Consider the following 18182-nt stretch of genomic DNA (forward strand, 5'->3'; position numbering starts at 1 on the left):
CCTCCCGCAGCCGAGACGGCGTGACCCCCGCCGTGGGCGCGCAACCACACACAGGAGCAGCGATGAATCCGTCAGGGACGAATCCCGGGATGCTGGCCGGCGAGGTCCGCCGGGTCACGGCCGGCTCCGTGGTGGAGATGGTGCGGGGGCACGCCCGGCAGCGGCCGGACGCGGTGGCGGTGGAATCCGGCGGAACCCTCCTGACGTACCGGGAACTGTGGCACCGGGCCATGGTCGTGGCCGCAGCGCTCGACGAGGCGGGTGCCGGGGCGGGGGACCGCGTGGTGCTCTGGGCGGACAGGACGGCCGGCACCGTGGCGGGGGCCCTCGCCGTCATGGCGCTGGGCGCCGCGTATGTGCCCGTGGACCCGACCCATCCCGAGGAACGGGTCCGGCAGGTACTGGACGGCGCGAGGCCCGTCGCCCTGGTGCACGACGGCGCGGCCGCGCGCCAGGCCCTGCCCGCGGTCGATGTGCCCGTCCTCGACCTGGCGGCTCTCGCCGACAGCGTGGCGCCGCCGGACCGGGAGCCGCCCCGCGCCACGGACCTCGCCTACATCGTCTTCACGTCGGGCTCCACGGGAGCTCCCAAGGGCGTCATGGTCGAGCACGGCTCACTGGCCAACTACGTGGCGTGGTGCGGGAGTCTGGTCGGAACGGGCGGCGGCGGCAGTCCGCTGTTCGCGAGCCTCGGGTACGACCTGGCGATGACGTCGCTGTGGGTGCCGCTGTCCCAGGGCGGGCGGGTGGTGACGGTGGCCGGCCTGTGGGACCAGGCCGCTCTCTTCGGTGGCCGGACGGATCCCTACACGTTCGTGAAGCTGACGCCGTCCCACGCCCGCTTCTTCGAGGCACTGGTCGAGCCTCCCCGCTACGACCGCGCGAGCCGTCTGCTGATGTTCGGCGGTGAGGCTCTCGACCCCGCGCTGCTGAACGGGCTCGGCTCCCGGCTGGACGGCCTGCGGCTCGTCAACCACTACGGCCCCACCGAGACCACGATCGGCTGCTGTGCCCACTCCTTCGACCGCACCCGGCTGCCCACGACGCCCACGGTGCCGATCGGGGTGCCCGCGTGGAACACCCGCGCCTACGTGGTCGACGAGCAGCTGCGCCCGGTTCCCCAGGGGCAGCCCGGGGAGCTGGTGATCGCCGGCCGTGCCGTCGCCGCCGGATACCTCGGCCCCTCCGCACCCGGCGACCGTTTCATCGACGAGCGGGAACTCGGGGGCCGGCCCGGCCGCGCCTATCGCACCGGCGACATGGTCGAGATGCTGCCGGAGCGGGTGCTGCTCCACCTGGGGCGTCGCGACGACCAGTGGAAGGTCAACGGCTACCGCGTCGAACTGGGCGAACTCAGGCACCACGTCCTGTCCGTGCCGGGAGTCGAGGACGCCGTCTTCGAGGTCGTCCGCGGGCCCGTCGACGTACTGGAGCTGTTCGTCCGTCCCGCGGACAGCCGGAACCGGCCCGACGAGCAGGCCGAGGCGGTGCACAAGGCGCTGTCCGCGGTGCTGCCTTCGGCGCTGGTCCCGGGACAGGTGCATGTCGTTCCCGAGATCGTCCTCAACGCCAACGGCAAGAGGGACGTGGCCGCGACCCGGAACCTGTGGGCGGGGCTGCCGGCCGGGCGGTGAACGCCTCCGTGCCTCCGGGAGGAGGCGGCCGCGGCACCCGGCGTGTGCCGTGGTGCCGCTCCGTCCGGACGGAGTCCGTCCGGTGTCCCGGACCGGGCGGGGGCTCGCATCAGGGGCGAGTCAGCCCGGCGTCAGCGGACTTGGCCACGATGGCACAGCGGTCCTGAGGTTCCCGATTCCCGCACCGGCGGGCCAGGGAGGTCCGCGCCCCGTAAGCCATCCGGACAGGGAGTACACGTGGCGAACCCCTTCGACGACGAGGACGAAACGTTTCTGGTGCTGGTGAACGACGAAGGTCAGCACTCCCTGTGGCCGTCCTTCGCCCAGCAGCCCGACGGCTGGCAGGTCGCGCTCGACGCGGCGCCGAGGGCGGAGGCACTCGCCTTCGTGGAAGCGAACTGGACGGACATGCGGCCGCGTTCCCTCAGGGAGCCCCAGTCGGCCTGATCCGGCGGCGTCGCACGCCGTGAACGTTCTGTGGCCGGCCCGCGTCCTGGGGACGCGGGCCGCTCTCTGCCCCGACCCGGTGCGCGCCGCCGGGCCGGACGAGCCCGTGTCCCGCGTCCCATGACGAGGACCGGCTCCCGCCCCTCGACGGGGCACTTCGCATTCGCGGGACCTACGGGGGTCATCCATGCTCAGGATCCACTTCACTGCGGCCGACATAGCGAGAATCCGCCTGGGGGCCACCGTCGGCCCCGTCATGGAGACGGCGTTCGCCGTGTCGCTGCTGGGCCGCAGCGTCGGCCTGCCGTACGTCCACTGGCGCCGGAAGGTGGGCAGCCGTACGCCGCCCGGGCCCTCCACGGCGCCGCAGACGGCGTCACTCGACGCCGATGCACTGCTGGGTCTCGCGGAGCGGTTCATCGCCGACACCGAGGCGGTCCCGGGCGCGGCCCGGCAGCCCGCCGTGCAGCCGCAGCTGCCCGCGGCGCTCTCGGACACCTGGCAGACCGCCGTCGCACCGTACTGGGACCGGATCACCGCCTACCTCGAAACCGAACGCGAGGCGCGCAGCAGGATCGTCATGGCCGGGGGAGTGGAACAGCTTCTGGCCACCCTGCACCCGCGCCTCGTCTGGCGGGCGCCCTGCCTCGAGGTGACGGGTGTCCCAGACGGTGAGATCCGGCTCGACGGCCGGGGCGTGGTGCTCACGCCCTCGGTCTTCCTCTGCGACCCGCCCGCCCGGATCCTGGCCGGCCGATCCACGGACGGGGCCGCTGTGCTCGCGTTCGCGGCCCCGCCCGACGCCCGCCGGTCGGCGTGCCTGTGGGAGGACACGGAGGGCGTCGAACGCCCGCTGGGCGCGCTGGTCGGACAGACCAGGGCCGCGGCGTTGCGCGTCCTGCGCACCACCTGCACCACCACCCAGCTCGCCGACAAGCTCGGCATCTCCGCGGCCGGGGCCAGCCAGCACACCGCCGTGCTGCGGGAGACCGGGCTCATCACCACGCGCCGTATCCGCAACACGGTCCTGCACACCGTGACCCCGCTGGGCATGGCCCTGCTCGACGGCCGGGGGCCGCAGCCGCAGCCTCAGCCACGCCAAGGGGCCGGCAGGACGCGCCGCGTCCTGCCGGCCTGAGCCGGGCACGTACGGGTCAGATACCGGGCCACGCCCGGAACTCCCGCATCCCGTACAGAAGCGGCGGCCGGGTGCTCTGCCGCGTGATCCGCCGGGTCCTGCCGAACACGGTGACGTGGTCACCGACCGGCTGGGTCAGTACGACGGTGCAGTCCGCGACCGTGTGGGCGTCCCGGACGAGATGTGGTCCGCCCGCGTCGGGGTCCTGCGTCCACGGGGTCAGCTCGAACCGGCGCGGGTTGCCGGAGGCGAAGAGTTCGGCGGTCTCACGGGCACCCTCGTGGAGGAGGTTGACGGCGAAGCCACCCTGTTCACGGACGGCGGCGAGCGTCGGGCTGCCCTCGCGCAGGCAGACCAGCAGGGTCGGCGGGTCGAGCGAGACGCTGCAGACCGAGGAACACGTCATCCCCCAGGGGCCGCCCTCGCGGTCGAGGCCCGTCACCACGGACACACCGGTGGGGAAGGTACTCATCATGGTGCGGAAGCCGTCGGAGGTCGCCCCGGCAGGCGGTGGCAGGGTCGAGGCGGGCGGAGCCTTGGACTCGGTCATGGTGTGCTGCCTTCCGTGACGACGGGATCGGGTGACGGGGGCCGGAACATGGCTTTCTCCGCGGGCTCGCCGGTGCGGCCGGCCGGACCGAGCAGCGGTCCGGTCATGGCCGTGGTGACGAGCGCCATCACCACGAGCGCGAGAACCAGGGGCCCGGGCAGGATGCCGGCCCGGTGTCCGGCCTCCAGCACGATCAGCTCGGTCAGCCCCCGGGTGTTCATCAGTACGCCGATCCGCCGGGCCTCGGCGGGCCGGCTTCCGCCCAGCCGGGCTCCGAGGTATCCGCCCAGCAGCTTGCCCGCGCAGCCGAGCAGGACCGCCAGGGCGATCAGTGACCAGGAGGCCGCCGAGAAGGTGCCGGTGAAGACCGTCACACCGGTGACCACGAAGAAGACCGGGGTCAGCGTCCGTCCGGCGCGTGAGACGCCGGACACCGTGGAGGCCCAGGGGGACCCCGCGTCGCCGGGGATCGCCAGGCCGACCATCGCGGCCCCCACGATGGCGGTCATCCCCAGGTGCTCCGTCGCCAGCGCGGTGCCCAGAGCGGCACAACCGAGCAGGACCGAGGCCGTCCTGGGGAGCCGCTCACGGAACCGGCGCGCACGCCGGGTCCTCAGGGTCTGCCGCACCAGGAGAGCGCAGACGCCGCCCACGAACAGAGCGGTCCCGGCGTCCGCGAGTCCGGAGAGGCTCCCCGTCCCGAGACCGATGGCCAGAACGAGCAGGATCCATCCGAGACCGTCCATGAGGATGGCGGCCGAGAGCGCGAGCCGCCCGCTGGGCGCGTCTCCCAGACCGCGGTCGCCGAGGATCCTGGACAGCACCGGTACGGCGGTGATGGACATCGCCACCGCGACCATGAGCGTGAAGGCGGGCAGCGGAGCGCTGCCGCGGGCCGCCGTGTCGTCGGTGACCATGATGAATCCGGTCAGCAGCACGCCGGTGCAGAGCGGAACCCCGAACGCGCAGACGACCAGGGCGGACAGCGAACGCTGGGGCGGGCTGTCCGGGCCGGGGCGCAGCTTGTGCGCCAGGCCGACCAGGTACAGCACCAGGCCGACCTGGCCGACGAGCGCGAGGGCGTCGAGCACGGCACCCGGCAGCAGCGACTCGAACCGGTCACGGCCGGCCAGGGCGAGAACGGCGGGCCCGACCAGCAGGCCCACCGTCACCTCTCCGACGACCTCCGGCTGCCGCAGCCTACGGGCGGCCACCCGCCCCGCGCGGGCCAGGAGCAGTGCGGCGACCATCGCGGCAGCCACGTGCGCGGGACGGACGAGGGATTCCAGAACGACCATGGATACGCAGTCCCTTCGCGGTCGTCGAGCGGGCTCAGCCGATCTGGCTGAAGTAGTCGTACGCCTTGGGCAGCGTCGAGGTCAGGCGCTGGGTCTTCTCCTGGATCTTCATGAACTCCCGCCGGACCGCCTCGTTGTCGGTGAGTGCGAGCGCCGGCGACGACTTGACGTCGATGCCGCCCATGCCGAGCAGGACACATATGTACGAGTAGGCGGGCAGACCGTGGTAATAGGGGTAGATCGACTCCGAGTCGGGCAGCTGCGTCCGCCACAACTCGATGCGCTCGGCCAGGGACTCGGGGATCTGCCGGGTCTTCGCGTCGCGCCAGTACTGGGTGTCGTTGCGCTTCGCCGCCACGTAGTGCAGGACCAGGAATTCCCGTACGCCGTCCATGACGTGACGGACCGAGTCGTTGTAGGTGTTGCGCCGGTTCGCGTCCCAGTCCGGTCCGGGGAAGTTCTTCGCGAGCTGCTCGATGGCATGGTGGATGAAGAAGATTCCGGTCGATTCCAGCGGCTCGACGAAACCGCTGGAAAGGCCGATGGCCACACAGTTGTTGACCCAGGAATTCCTGCTCCGCCCGATGCGCATACGGATGTGGTTGGCCTCGACATCAGCCGCGTTGGGCCCTACGAAATCGCGGAGGGTCTGCTCGGCGTCTTCCGGGGAGAGGTAGTCCTTGGCGTAGACGTACCCGGTACCGACACGGCCGGTCAGCGGAATGGTCCAGATCCACCCGGCATCCTGAGCGGTGGCTGTCGTGCAAGGAAGAATTCCTCGCTTCTCCATGTCCATCGGGACCTGGAGGGCGACGGCGCTGTCGTTCGGGAGAGTGTCCTGATACGAGATGAAAGGCTCTTCGAGTGCCTTGTTGATGAGGAGGCTGCGGAATCCCGTGCAGTCGATGAAGAGGTCGCCGGAGAGGTCGCCGTGCTCCTTGGTGCGGACCGATCCGATCCAGCCCCGGTCGTCGAGGGAGACGTCCTGGACGTCGTCGACGATGTGCCTGACGCCGCGCTGGACGGCGTATTTGGTCAGGAACTTGGCGAGCAGGGCAGCCTCGAACTGGTACGCGTAGGGGAACTGCGTCTTGCCCTGGTGCTCCGACATGGTCAGGCCCTGCATCTCTTCAGCACCCTCGTTGAAGGGCTGGTCGATGAGGGTGCCGTCCCGGTGGCGCGGGCTCAGGCCGGCGTCGATGACGGACGGCATGACGAAGCAGTCCTTGTCGAACCGTTCGCTCGGCTTCTCCTTGAGCCACCAGTCGGCCAGCGGGAAGCCGTTGACGGAGCGCATCTGCTCGAACGGGTGGTAGAAGTAGTGGCCCTTCTCGCGCCAGTTCTCGAAGCGCACGGCGAGCTTGTAGGTGGCGTTGCACGCCGGCATCCAGTCCTTCTCCTTGAGTCCGAGAAACTCGAAGAAGTGGCGGATGTCGCTGAAGGTGGCCTCTCCGACGCCGACGGCTCCGACATTTCCGGACTCGACCAGAGTGATGTCTATCCGGTCGCCGAACGCAGCCTTGAAATATGAGGCCGTCATCCATCCCGCGGTGCCGCCGCCCACAATAACGACTCTGTTGAGCATCGTTGTCTCCTGTTCGGTGGATCGAATGGGTTGGCATGGCGTCGTCCCGGAGGGGAAAAAGCTGGGGTGGCGCCACCGAGGAATTACGTTAGGTCGGTCCGCGACCCAGGAACAGGACATTAAGTTTCTGGCGAAAAGTACTGGTGGGAACGGCTGTTGACGCCGGATCGGGTGCCGGTCGAATGGGCGTCAGTCCTGTGTCAGCGCGAGTCGGCAACATTGCCGCGCGAATGGCGATAGGCGTCGGCGGATCGGCGCCTCATCGTGCGGGTGACCACCGGGCCACCGCCCTACTTCAATGGAGTTGTGCATGACACAGCAAGTCCATGTACCGCCGTTCGCCGTGATCCCCGGAGTGCAGGTGCACAGCGTCCTGGCGGGCCAGGAACAGCGCACCGTCGACCTGGTGGAGAAGGCTTACCGGCTGCACGGCGAGGGAGAGACGGTCAACCCGCCGTCCTACTTTCTGCGCTTTCCCGATCGCCCGGCCTCGCGGATCATCGCGCTGCCGGCGTCCATCGGCGGAGACAACCGGGTCGAGGGCCTGAAGTGGATCTCCAGCTTTCCCGGGAACGTGGAATCCGGAGTTCCGCGCGCTTCGGCGGTGCTGGTGCTGAACGACTACAGCACGGGCTATCCCTTCGCGTGTCTGGAGAGTTCCATCATCAGCGCCGCCCGAACGGCGGCCTCCGCCGCTCTGGCGGCGGACCGGCTCAGCGGTGAGCGGGGCCGCCCCCGGCGGATCGGCTTCATCGGCACCGGGCTGATCGCCCGGCACATCCACATGTACCTGGCCGGCACGGGCTGGCAGTTCGACGAGATCGGGGTGCACGACCTCTCGGCGGAGCACGCCCGGTCCTTCAGCTCCTACCTGGAGCAGAGCGGCTCCGAGGCGCGGGTCACGGTGCACGAGGGGGCCGAGGAGCTGATCCGTGAATCGGACCTGGTGGTCTTCGCCACCGTGGCGTCCGCGCCGCACGTCGTGGACCCGGAGTGGTTCGCGCACCACCCGGTCGTCCTCAACGTGTCCCTGCGCGACCTCGGCCCCGAGGTTCTGCTCGCCTCGGCCAACTTCGTGGACGACGTGGAACACGTGCTCAAGGCGGACACCTCACCCCATCTGGTCGAACAGTGCACCGGGAGCCGGGAGTTCATCGACGGCACGCTGTACGAGGTGCTGACGGGGAAGGTGCGTCCTCCGGTGGACCGCACCGTGATCTTCTCCCCCTTCGGTCTCGGCGTGCTGGACCTGGCCGTGGGCAAGCACGTGTACGACATGATCCAGGAACTCGGGGAACTGCAGGTGGTGGACGGGTTCTTCCACGAGGTCGACCGGTACGGCCGCGTAGACGCTGCCGCCCGCTGTGGCTGAGAGGGGGTGGTCGCCATGCCCGTGATCTCCGCGCCGGAGGACTTCCACGTGGAGGATCTGTACGTGGATCTGCGGCCCACCTTCGACGTACCGCTCTACCTCAAGTGCGAGGGCTTCAACTTCGCCGGTTCGATCAAGCTGAAGGCCGCGGCGTCCATGGTCGCCGAGGCCGAGGCGCGCGGGGAGCTGACCCCCGGATCGGTCATCGTCGAGTCCTCCTCGGGAAACCTCGGGGTGGCGCTCAGCATGATCGCCGCCACCAGGGGATACCGCTTCCTGTGTGTCACGGACACCCGCTGCAACCTCGTCACCAGGCAGCTCATGGAGGCCATGGGGGCACAGGTGCACGTCGTGACCGAGCCGCATCCGGGGACGGGGTTCCTCGGGGCGCGTCTGGACCTGGTGCGTGAGCTCTGCGCATCGGACAGCCGGTACTTCTGGATGAACCAGCACGCCAATCCGTACAACTGGATGGCCCACTACCGCACGACGGCGCCGTCCATCGCGAAGGCGTTCCCCGAACTGGACGTCCTGTTCGTGGGGGCGGGAACCACGGGGACCCTGATGGGCTGCGCGCGTTACTTCAAGGAGGAGGGGCTGCCCGTCACCGTCGTGGCGGTGGACTCGATCGGGTCCGTGACGTTCGGCGGCCCGGCGGGACCGCGGATGATCCCCGGTCTGGGAGCCGGCGTGCGGCCCCCCATTCTCGACGAGTCCTTCGTCGACGACGTGGTGCACGTGGCGGAGACCGACGCCATCCGCGATGTGCACCGGCTGGCATCCGGCGGCTTCCTGTTCGGCGGTTCCACGGGCACCGTGATCTCCGGTGCGACCCGCTGGCTGCGGAAGCACCGGGACGGGGAGTCCGTCACCGCCGTCGCGATCTCACCGGACCTGGGTGAGCGCTACCTCGACTCCGTCTACCGGCCCAGCTGGGTGGCGGACGTGTACGGGGACCAGTCGCCGGTGAGTGAACCGAGCCGCTGACCCCCCAGGAACAGACGCCGGGCCGCATCATTCCCCCGGGCGGCCCGGCGTCGCTGTACCCCGCAGCAGGGGGGTATACCGCGGAATCACGCCGGAGTGGGCAGCATGGTATTTCCCTCCGAGGGGTGAACGTGGCCAGAATTGCGACTGATTCCGATGGTGACGGGGGTAAGGCCGTGGAGGTCAATGTATTGGGCTCGCTGTGCATCACCTGGAGAGGCAGGAGGGTGTCGCCGGCTTCACAGAGGGCAAGCGTCGTTCTCAGTCTTCTCGCTTTGACGCCGGGGGCCCCGGTACCGTTCGACCAGATAGTGGACGAGCTGTGGGCCGGGCGATCCATGGTGAATGCCCGAAATGCACTCCAGGCCAACGTTGTCCGCCTTCGTAGAATATTGAAGGACATTACGGGGCTGGATGGCGAGAATCTGGTTCGTACGGTGGGGAGTGGATATCTGCTCGATGTCGCCCCCGATGCGGTGGACGCACACCGATTTGTGGAAATGGCTGATAAGGGGGGTGCGCTCGCCCGGCGGGACCCACGGTCGGCAGTGGTCGAACTGGAGGCGGCTCTCGCGCTCTGGAGGGGGCCCGCGCTGCTCGATGCCGCCGATGGCCTGCGGTGTCGCGCGCAGGCGGCGCATCTCGAGGAGCGCAGGGTCAGCGCCTACGAGGATCTGGTGGCCGCGAAGCTGGCCGGCGACGCGGAGCGGGTCCCGCTGGCTGAACTCAGGCAGTTCGCCGCCGAGCATTCGGAGCGCGAACGGCTCAGCGAACTGCTGATGCTGGCGCTCTACCGTGACGGCAGGCAGGCCGAGGCGCTGGAGGTCTTCCACGGTGCGCGCCGGCGTCTGGCGGACGACCTCGGACTGGAGCCGGGACGGGCTCTGCACTCCGTCTACCAGGCAATTCTCGCCCAGGACGCGGGGCTCGGGGAGCCGCGCATGGCCCTGGCCTACTCGGCTTCGGCCTGACGCCCGGCACATCGCGGCGCAGTCGGGCCCCGGCCCGCGGGTCCGGGTTCCGGGCCCGGAGTTCACCTGGCCGGAATTCGATGAACGAGGGTGCATAGCGGTGCCGTAAGGGGCCCGTCGGCCGCTGCCGGAAGAATGACCGAAGATCGACCCTCGCCGGGGCAGGGCGGCTCGCCGCGGCGACACCCGAGGTGACGGCGCCGGTGCTCCTGCCGGGCGGCCGGCCGCCGGGCCGACGAGGGTCCGGGCCGGTCGCCTGCGGTGTCGGGCGCCGGCGCCGGAGACGTCGGGCGGCGGGGAGCGGGACGCGGTCGTACATCGGTGCGGCCGAGGCGGCGTGAGCTCCTGACCTTCCGGCTGACCAGCCTTTTCGCTCGGCACGGCGGACCCCGGTGAGTGCGACGGAGAAAGCGCGGCGGAGGTCGTGCCGCACCAGGACGTCCGGGCGGGGCGGCCCGGAAAGATGGAGCCACGGCAAATCAGGGGATGCGGTCCGATGAACTCGGGCACCGGTGAACGGGCATCGGTATTGGGTGCGGGCCGCCGAGCTGCTGAAATCGTGCATGGAGGCCCTGTGGGGATGATCCATGGACGAGGTGAAGGTTCGCTGTTAGCGTGTGGAGCGGCTCTCGGGAGGGGCCAAAAATCGCTCTTCTTATACGCTGCCGTTCATGGGGGAATTGTGGACGTGGAACTTCGGCACGCCCGAATCGTTACGGTCATAAACAGAATGGGCAGCATTTCGAAGGCTGCGTCCGAACTAAATGTTCCACAATCGAGCCTGACTGCACAGTTACGAAGGATAGAAAAGGCTCTGGGCGGACAGATTTTTGTGCGTTCGGTTCATGGCGTCGAGCTCACGGAGCGAGGGGAGCGGCTGATTCCCTTACTTTCCGAGCTCGTCCAGCAGGCCGATCTGGTGATCGTCGAGGCGGCCTCGCACGCCAGCGACGTCTTCCGGTTCGGGACCGCCGAGTGGACGCCGCCCTCCCTGCTGGACGCGCTGCGTTCCTCGTTGTCCGCGCCGGAGGTGCAGACCGAGACCCTCAGCCCCGATGCCGCCGTGGACGCGGTGCGGCGCGGAGTACTCACCGCGGCCATGGTCCCCGGTGTGGCGCTCGCCCGTGCGACGGACACGGACGAGATTCCCCTCGACGCGGCACTCATCGCCCGCGAACCGGTGTGGCTCGCCCTCCCGAAAGGGCACCGGCTGTCAGGGGGTGACGCGGTGCGGTCCTCGGAGCTGTCGACGCTCAACTGGGTGTGCTACGCCCGCGACCACTGGTTCCACTCCATCGAGAGCCGGACCTTCGGCAGGTTCGAGCCGTCGCACCCCGAGGTGCTCCACTACGCCGATGGCCACCACGAGGCGATGAGCTGGGTGCGGGACGCGCAGGCGGCGGCTCTCACCACGCCCACCGGCGCCACCCCCGACGTCTCCCTGGTGCCGCTCCGCGACACCGAGAGCTCCGAGATGCTCGTCGTGTGGCGCCGAGGTTCGGTCGCCCACGCCGCCCTGCGCCGCCTGGTCGACGCCGTGCGCCGGTACTACGCCGAATACGCCCGGAGCATCCCGCGGTACTGGGCCTGGATACGCGAACACCCCGACGACTTCAAGGAACTGAGCGCGTTCCTGACGCCGGCGTACGGGGCCTGACCCGGTCCGTGGCAACGGCTCGGCCGTCGATTTCCCGTCAGTGCGGCGTCAGGCCGGGGCGGCAGTATCGGCCGGGTGAACGGTATCGCCCCCTCGCTCTGTCACGTCACGGTCGTCGTCACGGCGACCGCGGGGCTGCGCGACGCGCAGGCGAGGGGAGCGGCGCTCGCCCGGACCGCCATGGAGTTCGGTGTGGCACCGCGAGCGCTGCGGGTGCGCCATGACGGCATGCGGCGACCCCTGCTGGACGGGCTCGGGCCCGGTGCGCGCATCAGTATCAGCCACGGACGCGGTCTGGCGGCCGTGGCGGTGACCGGTCTGGGGCCCGTCGGGGTCGACATCGAGGCCGTCCGTCCTCTTCCCGCTCTGCGCCTGGCGCGACGGTGGTTCGTGCCGGAAGAGGCGGCATGGCTGCGCACGCTGCCGGAACGGCACCGGCCCGCGGCCTACTTCTGGCTCTGGACGCACAAGGAGGCGATGGGCAAGGCGCTCGGCACGGGGCTGGCCCGTGGTGGTCTGCTCCGCCCGGTGCCCCTGCCCGACCGCTGGCCGCCGCCCGCCCGGACCCGGCTGCGGTGGGACGGCACGCCTTCCGTCCCGGCGCTCGCCGTGGCGGCGCCCACCCTGACCGTGGCCTCCCCCGACGTCTCCGCGAGTCTCGCCGTGGCGGCGGCCGGAGCGGACGCGGAGGGGGCGTTCGTGGACCTGCGTGCATGAGACGGCACGGCGCCCGCGCCGCGCTTGACACCCCCACTTATACATGTCAGTTTTGCATTACAGGTGAAAGCTGGAGGGGGTGTCCTGCTCTGACGACCGACGAACTTCTCGTGCTTCTGGCAGCGATGGGGCATGCCCAACGGCTTCGGATCATCCGCGAGCTGGCAGGCGGACGTGTGCATGTGAGCGAGCTGGCCCGCCGTCTGGGCCTGTCCAGACCGCTCCTCTACATGCATCTGCAGCGGCTGGAGGCGGCCGGCCTGGTTGCGGGCGTGCTGGAACTGTCGCAGGACGGCAAGGCGCTGAAGTTCTTCGAACTCCAGCCCTTCGAGGTCCAGGTGACGGCCAATACCGTGCTCGAGGCGTTCCGCGAGGACGAGGCCAGAGCTGACACGGCGGCCGATGCCGCGGAAGAGAAAGGAAGTCCCACATGACGGGCGGCATCGTCGCCATCCTGATCACCTTCATCGTGGTCGGAGGTGTATCGGGGGCCACCATGGCCTACTTCACGCTCCAGAGGCACCGGGCCGACGCCGTCGCGATGGCGGGCTTCCGCAGGCTCGCCGAGGAGGCCGTCGCCGAGCAGGAGGCCCTGCGCGCGGAACTCGCGGACCTCAACGGACGCATCGCCGGGGTCGAGAGCCTGCTGCGGAGCGTGGACACATGAGCGCTGAATCGCGGCCTGCCCGCGTCGGTCCGGTGCCCGCCCCCATGGAGCTGCTGCGTTCGTCGCGTCCCTGGAGGTCCACCGCCTACCTGGCCAGCTACCTGCTGGCCGGCCCCCTCCTGTTCGCCTTCACGATGGTGGTCGTGGTGGTGTGCTTCGTCCTGAGCCTCCTGGTCTTCGGAGTCCCCCTGCTCATCGGCGCGGCAGCGGTCGTCCGTGGCTGCGCGCACATCGAACGGGCGCGCACCGGGCTGATCGCCGAAGCGGTGACCGCCGACCACAGGACGGTGTCCGAACCAGGCGTTATCAACGGCGTCAGGACACGGTGGACGGATCCCGCGGTACTCCGCGACCTCGCCTACCTCACCGTCCTGTTCGTGCCGCTCCTGCTCCTCGACGCCCTGGCGCTCGGCCTGTGGCTGACAAACCTCGCGGTGGTCCTGGTGCCCGCCTGGTACTGGGCCGTTCCCGAGGGCGGTGCTCTGGGGTTCCTGGGCGTGAGCGACCTGCCGACCGCGCTCGTGGCCACGGTCGTGGCCTGCGCGCTGGTCCCGCTGTCCTGCTACGCCGTGACCGGTGCGGCGAGTCTGCACCACATCGTCGCCCGCACGGTGCTCGGCCGCCCGGCCGACCCGCTGGCCGAAGCGCGCCGCGTCCTGGCGAGCCCCGGCCCACTCGACCGCTCCGGTTCGGACCGGAACGCCACCACTCAAGGGGAATTATGAGTACGCCACCTGCCGCGGCCCGCACCGACGAGGTCGTGCGGCTCACCGGGGTCAGCCGCACCTACGGGCCGGAGCGCACCCTCGTGCGCGCGCTGGACGAGGTCACCATCGGTTTCCGGCGCGGCACCTTCACCGCCGTGATGGGGCCCTCCGGATCGGGGAAGACCACACTGCTGCAGTGTGCGGCGGGCCTTGACCGGCCCACCGCCGGCTCCGTGCAGATCGACGGACAGGAGCTGACACAGCTGGGGGAGAAGGAGCTGACCATGCTCCGCAGGGACCGCATCGGTTTCATCTTCCAGGCGTTCAACCTGCTGCCCGCCCTCACCGTCGCCGACAACGTGGCCCTCCCCCTGCGGCTGGCCGGACGTAAGCCGGAGCGCGGCGCCGTGCAGCAGGCGCTGGAGCGTGTCGGCCTCGCGGCCCGCTCCGCACACCGCCCCGGAGAACTCTCCGGAGGCCAGCAGCAGCGCGTCGCCATCGCCCGCGCGCTGATCGCCCGGCCCGCCGTCCTCTTCGGGGACGAGCCGACCGGCGCACTCGACACCCGTTCGGCGCTGCAGGTGCTGCGACTGCTGAGGGACGCGGTGCACCACGAGGGCCAGACCGCCGTGGTGGTCACCCATGACCCGGTGGCCGCCTCGCACGCCGACCGCGTCGTCTTCCTGGCCGACGGCCGTGTCGTCGACGAGCTGTACGGAGCGTCCGCCGACACCATCGCGGAGCGCATGACGCACCTCGGTGCCTGGGGAGAGCGCTTCTCCGACATCGCGGAAGGGGCCGTGTGATGTTCGGCCTGGCACTGCAGTCCCTGAAGTTCCGGAAGGGGCGCTTCCTGGCGTCCTTCGTAGCCCTGTTCTTCGGTGCGCTGATCCTGATGGCCTGCGGCGCGCTCATGGAGACCGGCATCCGCAGCGCGGTGCCGCCGCAGCGTCTCGACGCCGCCTCCGTCGTGGTCACCGGGGACCAGGGCTTCGACCACGACGTACTCCCCGAACGTGTCCGTCTCGACGTCTCGGACGTCGAGACGGTGCGTGGCGTGGAGGGCGTCGGACGCGCGCTGCCGGACGTCACGTTCCCCGTCGGCGCGCTGCGCGACGCGGAGGGCTCCGGCAGCGACGCGCTGCAGGGACACGGCTGGTCCAGCGCCGCCCTCGCCACGGCCGGACCGGCGTCGGGAAAGGCACCCGCGGGCGCCGAGCAGGTGGCCCTCGACCGGAGGGCGGCGCAGCGGCTGGGCGTGCAGCCGGGCGACCGGCTGCGGCTCGCCGTCGCCGGCGGCTCCCGCGAGGTCACGGTGAGCGGTACCACCGAGCCCGTCGACGGCGCCGCGAGCGCGGTGTACTTCGCCGACGACGAGGCCCGGCGGCTCATGGGCCGGCCGGACCAGGTCGACTCCATCGCCGTCGTGCCTGCCCCAGGCACGTCCCCCGGCGAGCTCGCGGAACGGATCGGCAAGGCGCTCGGCGACAGCCCCGCGGTCACCCTGACCGGCGACGCCCGGGGCAAGGCGGAGTTCCCCCAGGCCCTCGCGGCGTCGACACGGCTGATCTCGCTGTCAGCGGTCTTCGGAGGCATCGCCGTCATGGTCGCCGTCTTCGTCGTGGGCTCCACCCTTGCGCTGCTGGTGCAGCAGCGGCTGCGCGAGATGGCGCTGCTGCGCGCTGTCGGCACCCTGCCCGGACAGCTGCGCCGGATGATCGTCGGCGAGACACTGGTGATCGCCGTGATCGCGGTGGCGCTCGCCCTGTTCCCGGGCCGTTACGCGGGTGGCTGGATGCTGGACCGGCTGGCCGGGGGCGGTGTCGTCGCACCGCAGATCGACTTCCGGGCCGGCTGGGTCCCCATGATCGTCGCGGCCGGCACCTCACTCGGCTCGGCGGTCGCCGCCGCCTTCATCGCCTCGCGACGGGCCGCGAAGGCCCGCCCGGCCGACGCGCTGGCCGAGTCCGGTCTGCAGCGCCGTTGGCTGAGCGGGAGCAGACTGCTCTTCGCGGTGCTGTGCTTCGCCGGCGGAACCGGACTCGCGCTGGTCACCGCCCTGGTGATGGAGGGCACGGTCGCCGCCAGCACGGCAGGCCCCGCGGCGCTGCTCTGGGCCGGCGGGTTCGCCCTCATCAGCCCGGGTCTCACGAGGGTGTTCACGGCGATCCTGCGCTGGCCGCTGCAGGCGTTCACCGGGTTCGCGGGCAGCCTCGCCATGAACAACGCGCGGGTCCGGCGGATCCGGGTCGCCGGAGCCGTCACCCCCGTGATGCTCGCCACCGGGCTCGCCACCGCCCTGATCTACCTGCAGACCTCGCAGGCCGAGGCCTCCGAGGAAGCCGCACGCGAACTCGTTGCCGCGGATGCCGTGGTCACCTCGTCCACCGGCGGCTTCGCTCCGGACCTGGTGGACACGATCGCCCGGCAGCCGGGGGTCGGGGGAGCCTCCGCCTACCTCCCCGGGACCGCGTACATCCTCGAACCGCTCAGCGCGGAGGACCGGGCCGAGGGCGAGGATCCCGACAACACCGAGCTCGCGGTGCAGGGCATCACCGCCGAGGGCGCCGACCGTACCCTCGCGGCGCCGGCGGCCGAGGGGTCCTTCGCGAAGCTCCGCGGCAACTCGATCGCGTTGCCGACCTCCCTGACGGGAGAGAAGGGCAAGGGCGTCGGAGACACGGTCACCGTGCTGCTGGGTGACGGCACGCAGGTGAAGGCGGAGATCGTGGCGTCCTACGAGGCGCGCAAGGGATTCGGCACCGCGTTCCTGCCCGCTGAGCTGATGCTCGCGCATTCGACCACGGGTCTGGTGCCGGAGATCCTTGTCTCCGGGGAGAAGGGCACCTCCGCGGAGCAGCTCGCCGCCCAGGTGCGGAAGGCGACCGAGGGCCTGGCCGGAGTGCGGATCGTGAACCGGGCCTCCGCGGACGCCGCGGACGACGGGGCGACGAGCGCCTGGATCAACTACATGCTCGCCGGCACCATCGTCGGTTACGCGGTGATCTCCCTGATCAACACACTGGTGATCTCGGCATCCGAGCGGCGCAGGGAGTTCGCGCTCCAGCGTCTGGTCGGTGCCACGAACGGCCAGGTCATGCGGATGATGGCCATCGAGTCCGTGCTGGTCGCCGTGGTCGGCATCGTGCTCGGAAGCGCGGTCGCCGTGGCGACGCTGGCACCCTTCGGGATCGCGCTCGGCGGCTCGTGGATGCCTCAGGGCCCGGTCTGGATCTACTTCGCGGTCGTCGGCTTCGCGGGGTTCCTGACCCTCACCGCGAGCCTGCTGCCCACCTCCCTGGTGCTGCGCGGCAGGCCGGCCGAGGCGGTGGCGGTGACCTGACCGCCGTGACAACGCGAAGCCCCCGGCGGGACCATCCCGCCGGGGGCTTCGCGGTGAGTGCCGGCCGCGGCCGGCGCCGGTCAGCTCCGGTCCCCTCCCGTCAGGTCGAGGAAGACGTCGTCGAGGGTGGGCCGGCGCAGACCGAACTCCCCGATCCCGACGCCCGCGTCCCTGAGGGCCGCGGCGGCGGCCGTCACCCCTGCCATGCCCTCGACGATCTGGACGGTCACGGCACCGCGCTCCTCGTCGGTCCGGGGCGTGCCGGCCATGACCGGGGTGAGGGCCGAGAGCGCCGCCGGCAGCTGGGCACGGTCGAGGACCGTGAGATGCAGATGGGTACGGCCCGCCTTGCTCTTGAGTACTTCCGCGGTGCCTTCCGCGATCACCCGGCCGCGGTCGATGACGACGATCAGATCGGCGAGCTGGTCGGCCTCCTCCAGGTACTGGGTGGTCAGCAGCACCGTCATGCCCTCGGCCACCAGCTCGCGTACCGCGCCCCACAGGAGGATCCGGCTGGCGGGGTCGAGCCCCGTGCTCGGCTCGTCCAGGAAGAGCACGGACGGCCGGACGACGAGGCAGCTCGCCAGGTCGAGGCGGCGGCGCATCCCTCCGGAGTAGCCCCCGACGGGCTTGTCGGCCGCGGAGGTCAGCCCGTACTGCTCCAGCAGTTCGGCCGCGCGGCTGCGGACGGTACGGCGGTCCAGATGCAGAAGTCTGCCGATCAGCTCCAGGTTCTGCCGACCGGTCAGCAGCGCGTCGACAGCCGCGTACTGGCCGGCCAGGCCGATCCTCCGCCGGACCTCGGCGGGTTCCCGTACCACGTCGTGGCCCGCCACCCGGGCGACCCCGGCGTCGGGCGCGAGCAGGGTGGACAGCACCCGCACCGTCGTGGTCTTGCCCGCGCCGTTCGGGCCGAGCAGTCCCAGCACGGTGCCCGGCCGTACGGACAGGTCCAGCCCGTCCAGGGCCTGGGTGTCACCGTGCCGCCTGCGCAGCCCGGTCGCCTCTATCGCTAGCTCCGCGTCCATGCGGGTCTCTCCTTTGCCTGGCGGATGCGGCGGCACGGTGGGGTGGCGCCGGCCTGTGCTGTCGGGTGGGTCCGGGCGCCT

17 protein-coding genes are annotated in these 18182 nt (G+C 70.7%); 13 read left to right on the plus strand and 4 right to left on the minus strand.

The features are described from left to right. The first annotated feature begins 62 nt into the window (after positions 1–62). From ACIRD8_RS16860 to ACIRD8_RS16870, 3 genes are all read left to right on the plus strand, one after another. Positions 63–1634, plus strand: coding sequence for an amino acid adenylation domain-containing protein (locus tag ACIRD8_RS16860; RefSeq protein WP_403991388.1), 1572 nt, complete (start codon positions 63–65; stop codon positions 1632–1634). A gap of 237 nt (positions 1635–1871) precedes the next feature. Then, complete coding sequence (locus ACIRD8_RS16865) at positions 1872–2081, plus strand: MbtH family protein (RefSeq protein ID WP_403991391.1); 210 nt, start codon at positions 1872–1874, stop codon at positions 2079–2081. Between the two features lie 187 nt (positions 2082–2268). Continuing rightward, a complete protein-coding gene (locus tag ACIRD8_RS16870) occupies positions 2269–3219 on the plus strand; it encodes an ArsR/SmtB family transcription factor (protein WP_403991394.1) in 951 nt (316 codons plus the stop codon). 16 nt (positions 3220–3235) lie between these two features. On the opposite strand, the gene ACIRD8_RS16875 is transcribed toward ACIRD8_RS16870, so the two are convergent. The 3 genes from ACIRD8_RS16875 to ACIRD8_RS16885 are packed head-to-tail and all read right to left on the minus strand — an operon-like array spanning position 3236 to position 6652. Further along, positions 3236–3769 (minus strand): flavin reductase family protein, encoded by a 534-nt coding sequence (locus ACIRD8_RS16875; protein ID WP_403991397.1) that lies wholly within the window; start codon positions 3767–3769, stop codon positions 3236–3238. Next, a complete protein-coding gene (locus ACIRD8_RS16880) occupies positions 3766–5067 on the minus strand; it encodes a cation:proton antiporter (protein WP_403991400.1) in 1302 nt (433 codons plus the stop codon). Before ACIRD8_RS16880 ends, ACIRD8_RS16875 begins: the two co-directional genes overlap by 4 nt. 34 nt (positions 5068–5101) lie before the next feature. After that, positions 5102–6652: a tryptophan halogenase family protein gene (locus ACIRD8_RS16885; protein ID WP_403991402.1), complete on the minus strand. Its 1551-nt coding sequence runs from the start codon at positions 6650–6652 to the stop codon at positions 5102–5104. Between the two features lie 310 nt (positions 6653–6962). Here ACIRD8_RS16885 and sbnB point away from each other — a divergent pair, with 310 nt between their 5' ends. From sbnB to ACIRD8_RS16935, 10 genes are all read left to right on the plus strand, one after another. After that, positions 6963–8024 carry a 2,3-diaminopropionate biosynthesis protein SbnB gene (gene sbnB, locus ACIRD8_RS16890; protein ID WP_403991405.1) on the plus strand — a complete coding sequence of 354 codons (1062 nt, stop codon included), beginning with the start codon at positions 6963–6965 and terminating at the stop codon, positions 8022–8024. Positions 8025–8039: 15 nt separating this feature from the next. After that, positions 8040–9011, plus strand: a complete 972-nt coding sequence (gene sbnA, locus ACIRD8_RS16895) for a 2,3-diaminopropionate biosynthesis protein SbnA (RefSeq protein ID WP_403991408.1) — start codon at positions 8040–8042, stop codon at positions 9009–9011. A gap of 227 nt (positions 9012–9238) precedes the next feature. Continuing rightward, a complete protein-coding gene (locus tag ACIRD8_RS16900) occupies positions 9239–9982 on the plus strand; it encodes a BTAD domain-containing putative transcriptional regulator (RefSeq protein ID WP_403991849.1) in 744 nt (247 codons plus the stop codon). A gap of 688 nt (positions 9983–10670) precedes the next feature. Continuing rightward, positions 10671–11639 carry a LysR family transcriptional regulator gene (locus tag ACIRD8_RS16905; RefSeq protein ID WP_403991411.1) on the plus strand — a complete coding sequence of 323 codons (969 nt, stop codon included), beginning with the start codon at positions 10671–10673 and terminating at the stop codon, positions 11637–11639. A 75-nt stretch (positions 11640–11714) separates the two neighbouring features. After that, entirely contained in the window at positions 11715–12356 is a 642-nt protein-coding gene (locus ACIRD8_RS16910; protein WP_403991414.1) for a 4'-phosphopantetheinyl transferase family protein, read from the plus strand. Positions 12357–12481: 125 nt separating this feature from the next. Beyond that, positions 12482–12790 (plus strand): ArsR/SmtB family transcription factor, encoded by a 309-nt coding sequence (locus ACIRD8_RS16915; protein WP_403991852.1) that lies wholly within the window; start codon positions 12482–12484, stop codon positions 12788–12790. After that, positions 12787–13023 (plus strand): hypothetical protein, encoded by a 237-nt coding sequence (locus ACIRD8_RS16920; protein ID WP_403991417.1) that lies wholly within the window; start codon positions 12787–12789, stop codon positions 13021–13023. Before ACIRD8_RS16915 ends, ACIRD8_RS16920 begins: the two co-directional genes overlap by 4 nt. Beyond that, positions 13020–13748, plus strand: coding sequence for a sensor domain-containing protein (locus ACIRD8_RS16925; RefSeq protein ID WP_403991420.1), 729 nt, complete (start codon positions 13020–13022; stop codon positions 13746–13748). Before ACIRD8_RS16920 ends, ACIRD8_RS16925 begins: the two co-directional genes overlap by 4 nt. Further along, entirely contained in the window at positions 13745–14536 is a 792-nt protein-coding gene (locus ACIRD8_RS16930; protein ID WP_403991423.1) for an ABC transporter ATP-binding protein, read from the plus strand. Before ACIRD8_RS16925 ends, ACIRD8_RS16930 begins: the two co-directional genes overlap by 4 nt. Next, positions 14536–17073, plus strand: a complete 2538-nt coding sequence (locus ACIRD8_RS16935; RefSeq protein ID WP_403991426.1) for an ABC transporter permease — start codon at positions 14536–14538, stop codon at positions 17071–17073. Before ACIRD8_RS16930 ends, ACIRD8_RS16935 begins: the two co-directional genes overlap by 1 nt. Positions 17074–17153: 80 nt before the next feature. On the opposite strand, the gene ACIRD8_RS16940 is transcribed toward ACIRD8_RS16935, so the two are convergent. Next, entirely contained in the window at positions 17154–18101 is a 948-nt protein-coding gene (locus tag ACIRD8_RS16940; protein ID WP_403991429.1) for an ATP-binding cassette domain-containing protein, read from the minus strand. Positions 18102–18182: the final 81 nt, after the last annotated feature.

Origin of the sequence: Streptomyces sp. NPDC102451, assembly GCF_044765485.1 — a bacterium.
Taxonomy (GTDB): Bacteria; Actinomycetota; Actinomycetes; order Streptomycetales; family Streptomycetaceae; genus Streptomyces.

What these genes read in the sequence shown, in the direction of transcription:
- ACIRD8_RS16870 (WP_403991394.1), top strand. Translation starts at nt 2,269, where the DNA reads ATGCTCAGGATCCACTTCACTGCGGCCGACATAGCGAGAATCCGCCTG.
- ACIRD8_RS16885 (WP_403991402.1), bottom strand. Translation starts at nt 6,652, where the DNA reads ATGCTCAACAGAGTCGTTATTGTGGGCGGCGGCACCGCGGGATGGATG.
- ACIRD8_RS16915 (WP_403991852.1), top strand. Translation starts at nt 12,482, where the DNA reads ATGGGGCATGCCCAACGGCTTCGGATCATCCGCGAGCTGGCAGGCGGA.
- ACIRD8_RS16920 (WP_403991417.1), top strand. Translation starts at nt 12,787, where the DNA reads ATGACGGGCGGCATCGTCGCCATCCTGATCACCTTCATCGTGGTCGGA.
- ACIRD8_RS16925 (WP_403991420.1), top strand. Translation starts at nt 13,020, where the DNA reads ATGAGCGCTGAATCGCGGCCTGCCCGCGTCGGTCCGGTGCCCGCCCCC.
- sbnA (WP_403991408.1), top strand. Translation starts at nt 8,040, where the DNA reads ATGCCCGTGATCTCCGCGCCGGAGGACTTCCACGTGGAGGATCTGTAC.
- ACIRD8_RS16880 (WP_403991400.1), bottom strand. Translation starts at nt 5,067, where the DNA reads ATGGTCGTTCTGGAATCCCTCGTCCGTCCCGCGCACGTGGCTGCCGCG.
- ACIRD8_RS16935 (WP_403991426.1), top strand. Translation starts at nt 14,536, where the DNA reads ATGTTCGGCCTGGCACTGCAGTCCCTGAAGTTCCGGAAGGGGCGCTTC.
- ACIRD8_RS16860 (WP_403991388.1), top strand. Translation starts at nt 63, where the DNA reads ATGAATCCGTCAGGGACGAATCCCGGGATGCTGGCCGGCGAGGTCCGC.
- ACIRD8_RS16875 (WP_403991397.1), bottom strand. Translation starts at nt 3,769, where the DNA reads ATGACCGAGTCCAAGGCTCCGCCCGCCTCGACCCTGCCACCGCCTGCC.
- ACIRD8_RS16930 (WP_403991423.1), top strand. Translation starts at nt 13,745, where the DNA reads ATGAGTACGCCACCTGCCGCGGCCCGCACCGACGAGGTCGTGCGGCTC.
- sbnB (WP_403991405.1), top strand. Translation starts at nt 6,963, where the DNA reads ATGACACAGCAAGTCCATGTACCGCCGTTCGCCGTGATCCCCGGAGTG.
- ACIRD8_RS16940 (WP_403991429.1), bottom strand. Translation starts at nt 18,101, where the DNA reads ATGGACGCGGAGCTAGCGATAGAGGCGACCGGGCTGCGCAGGCGGCAC.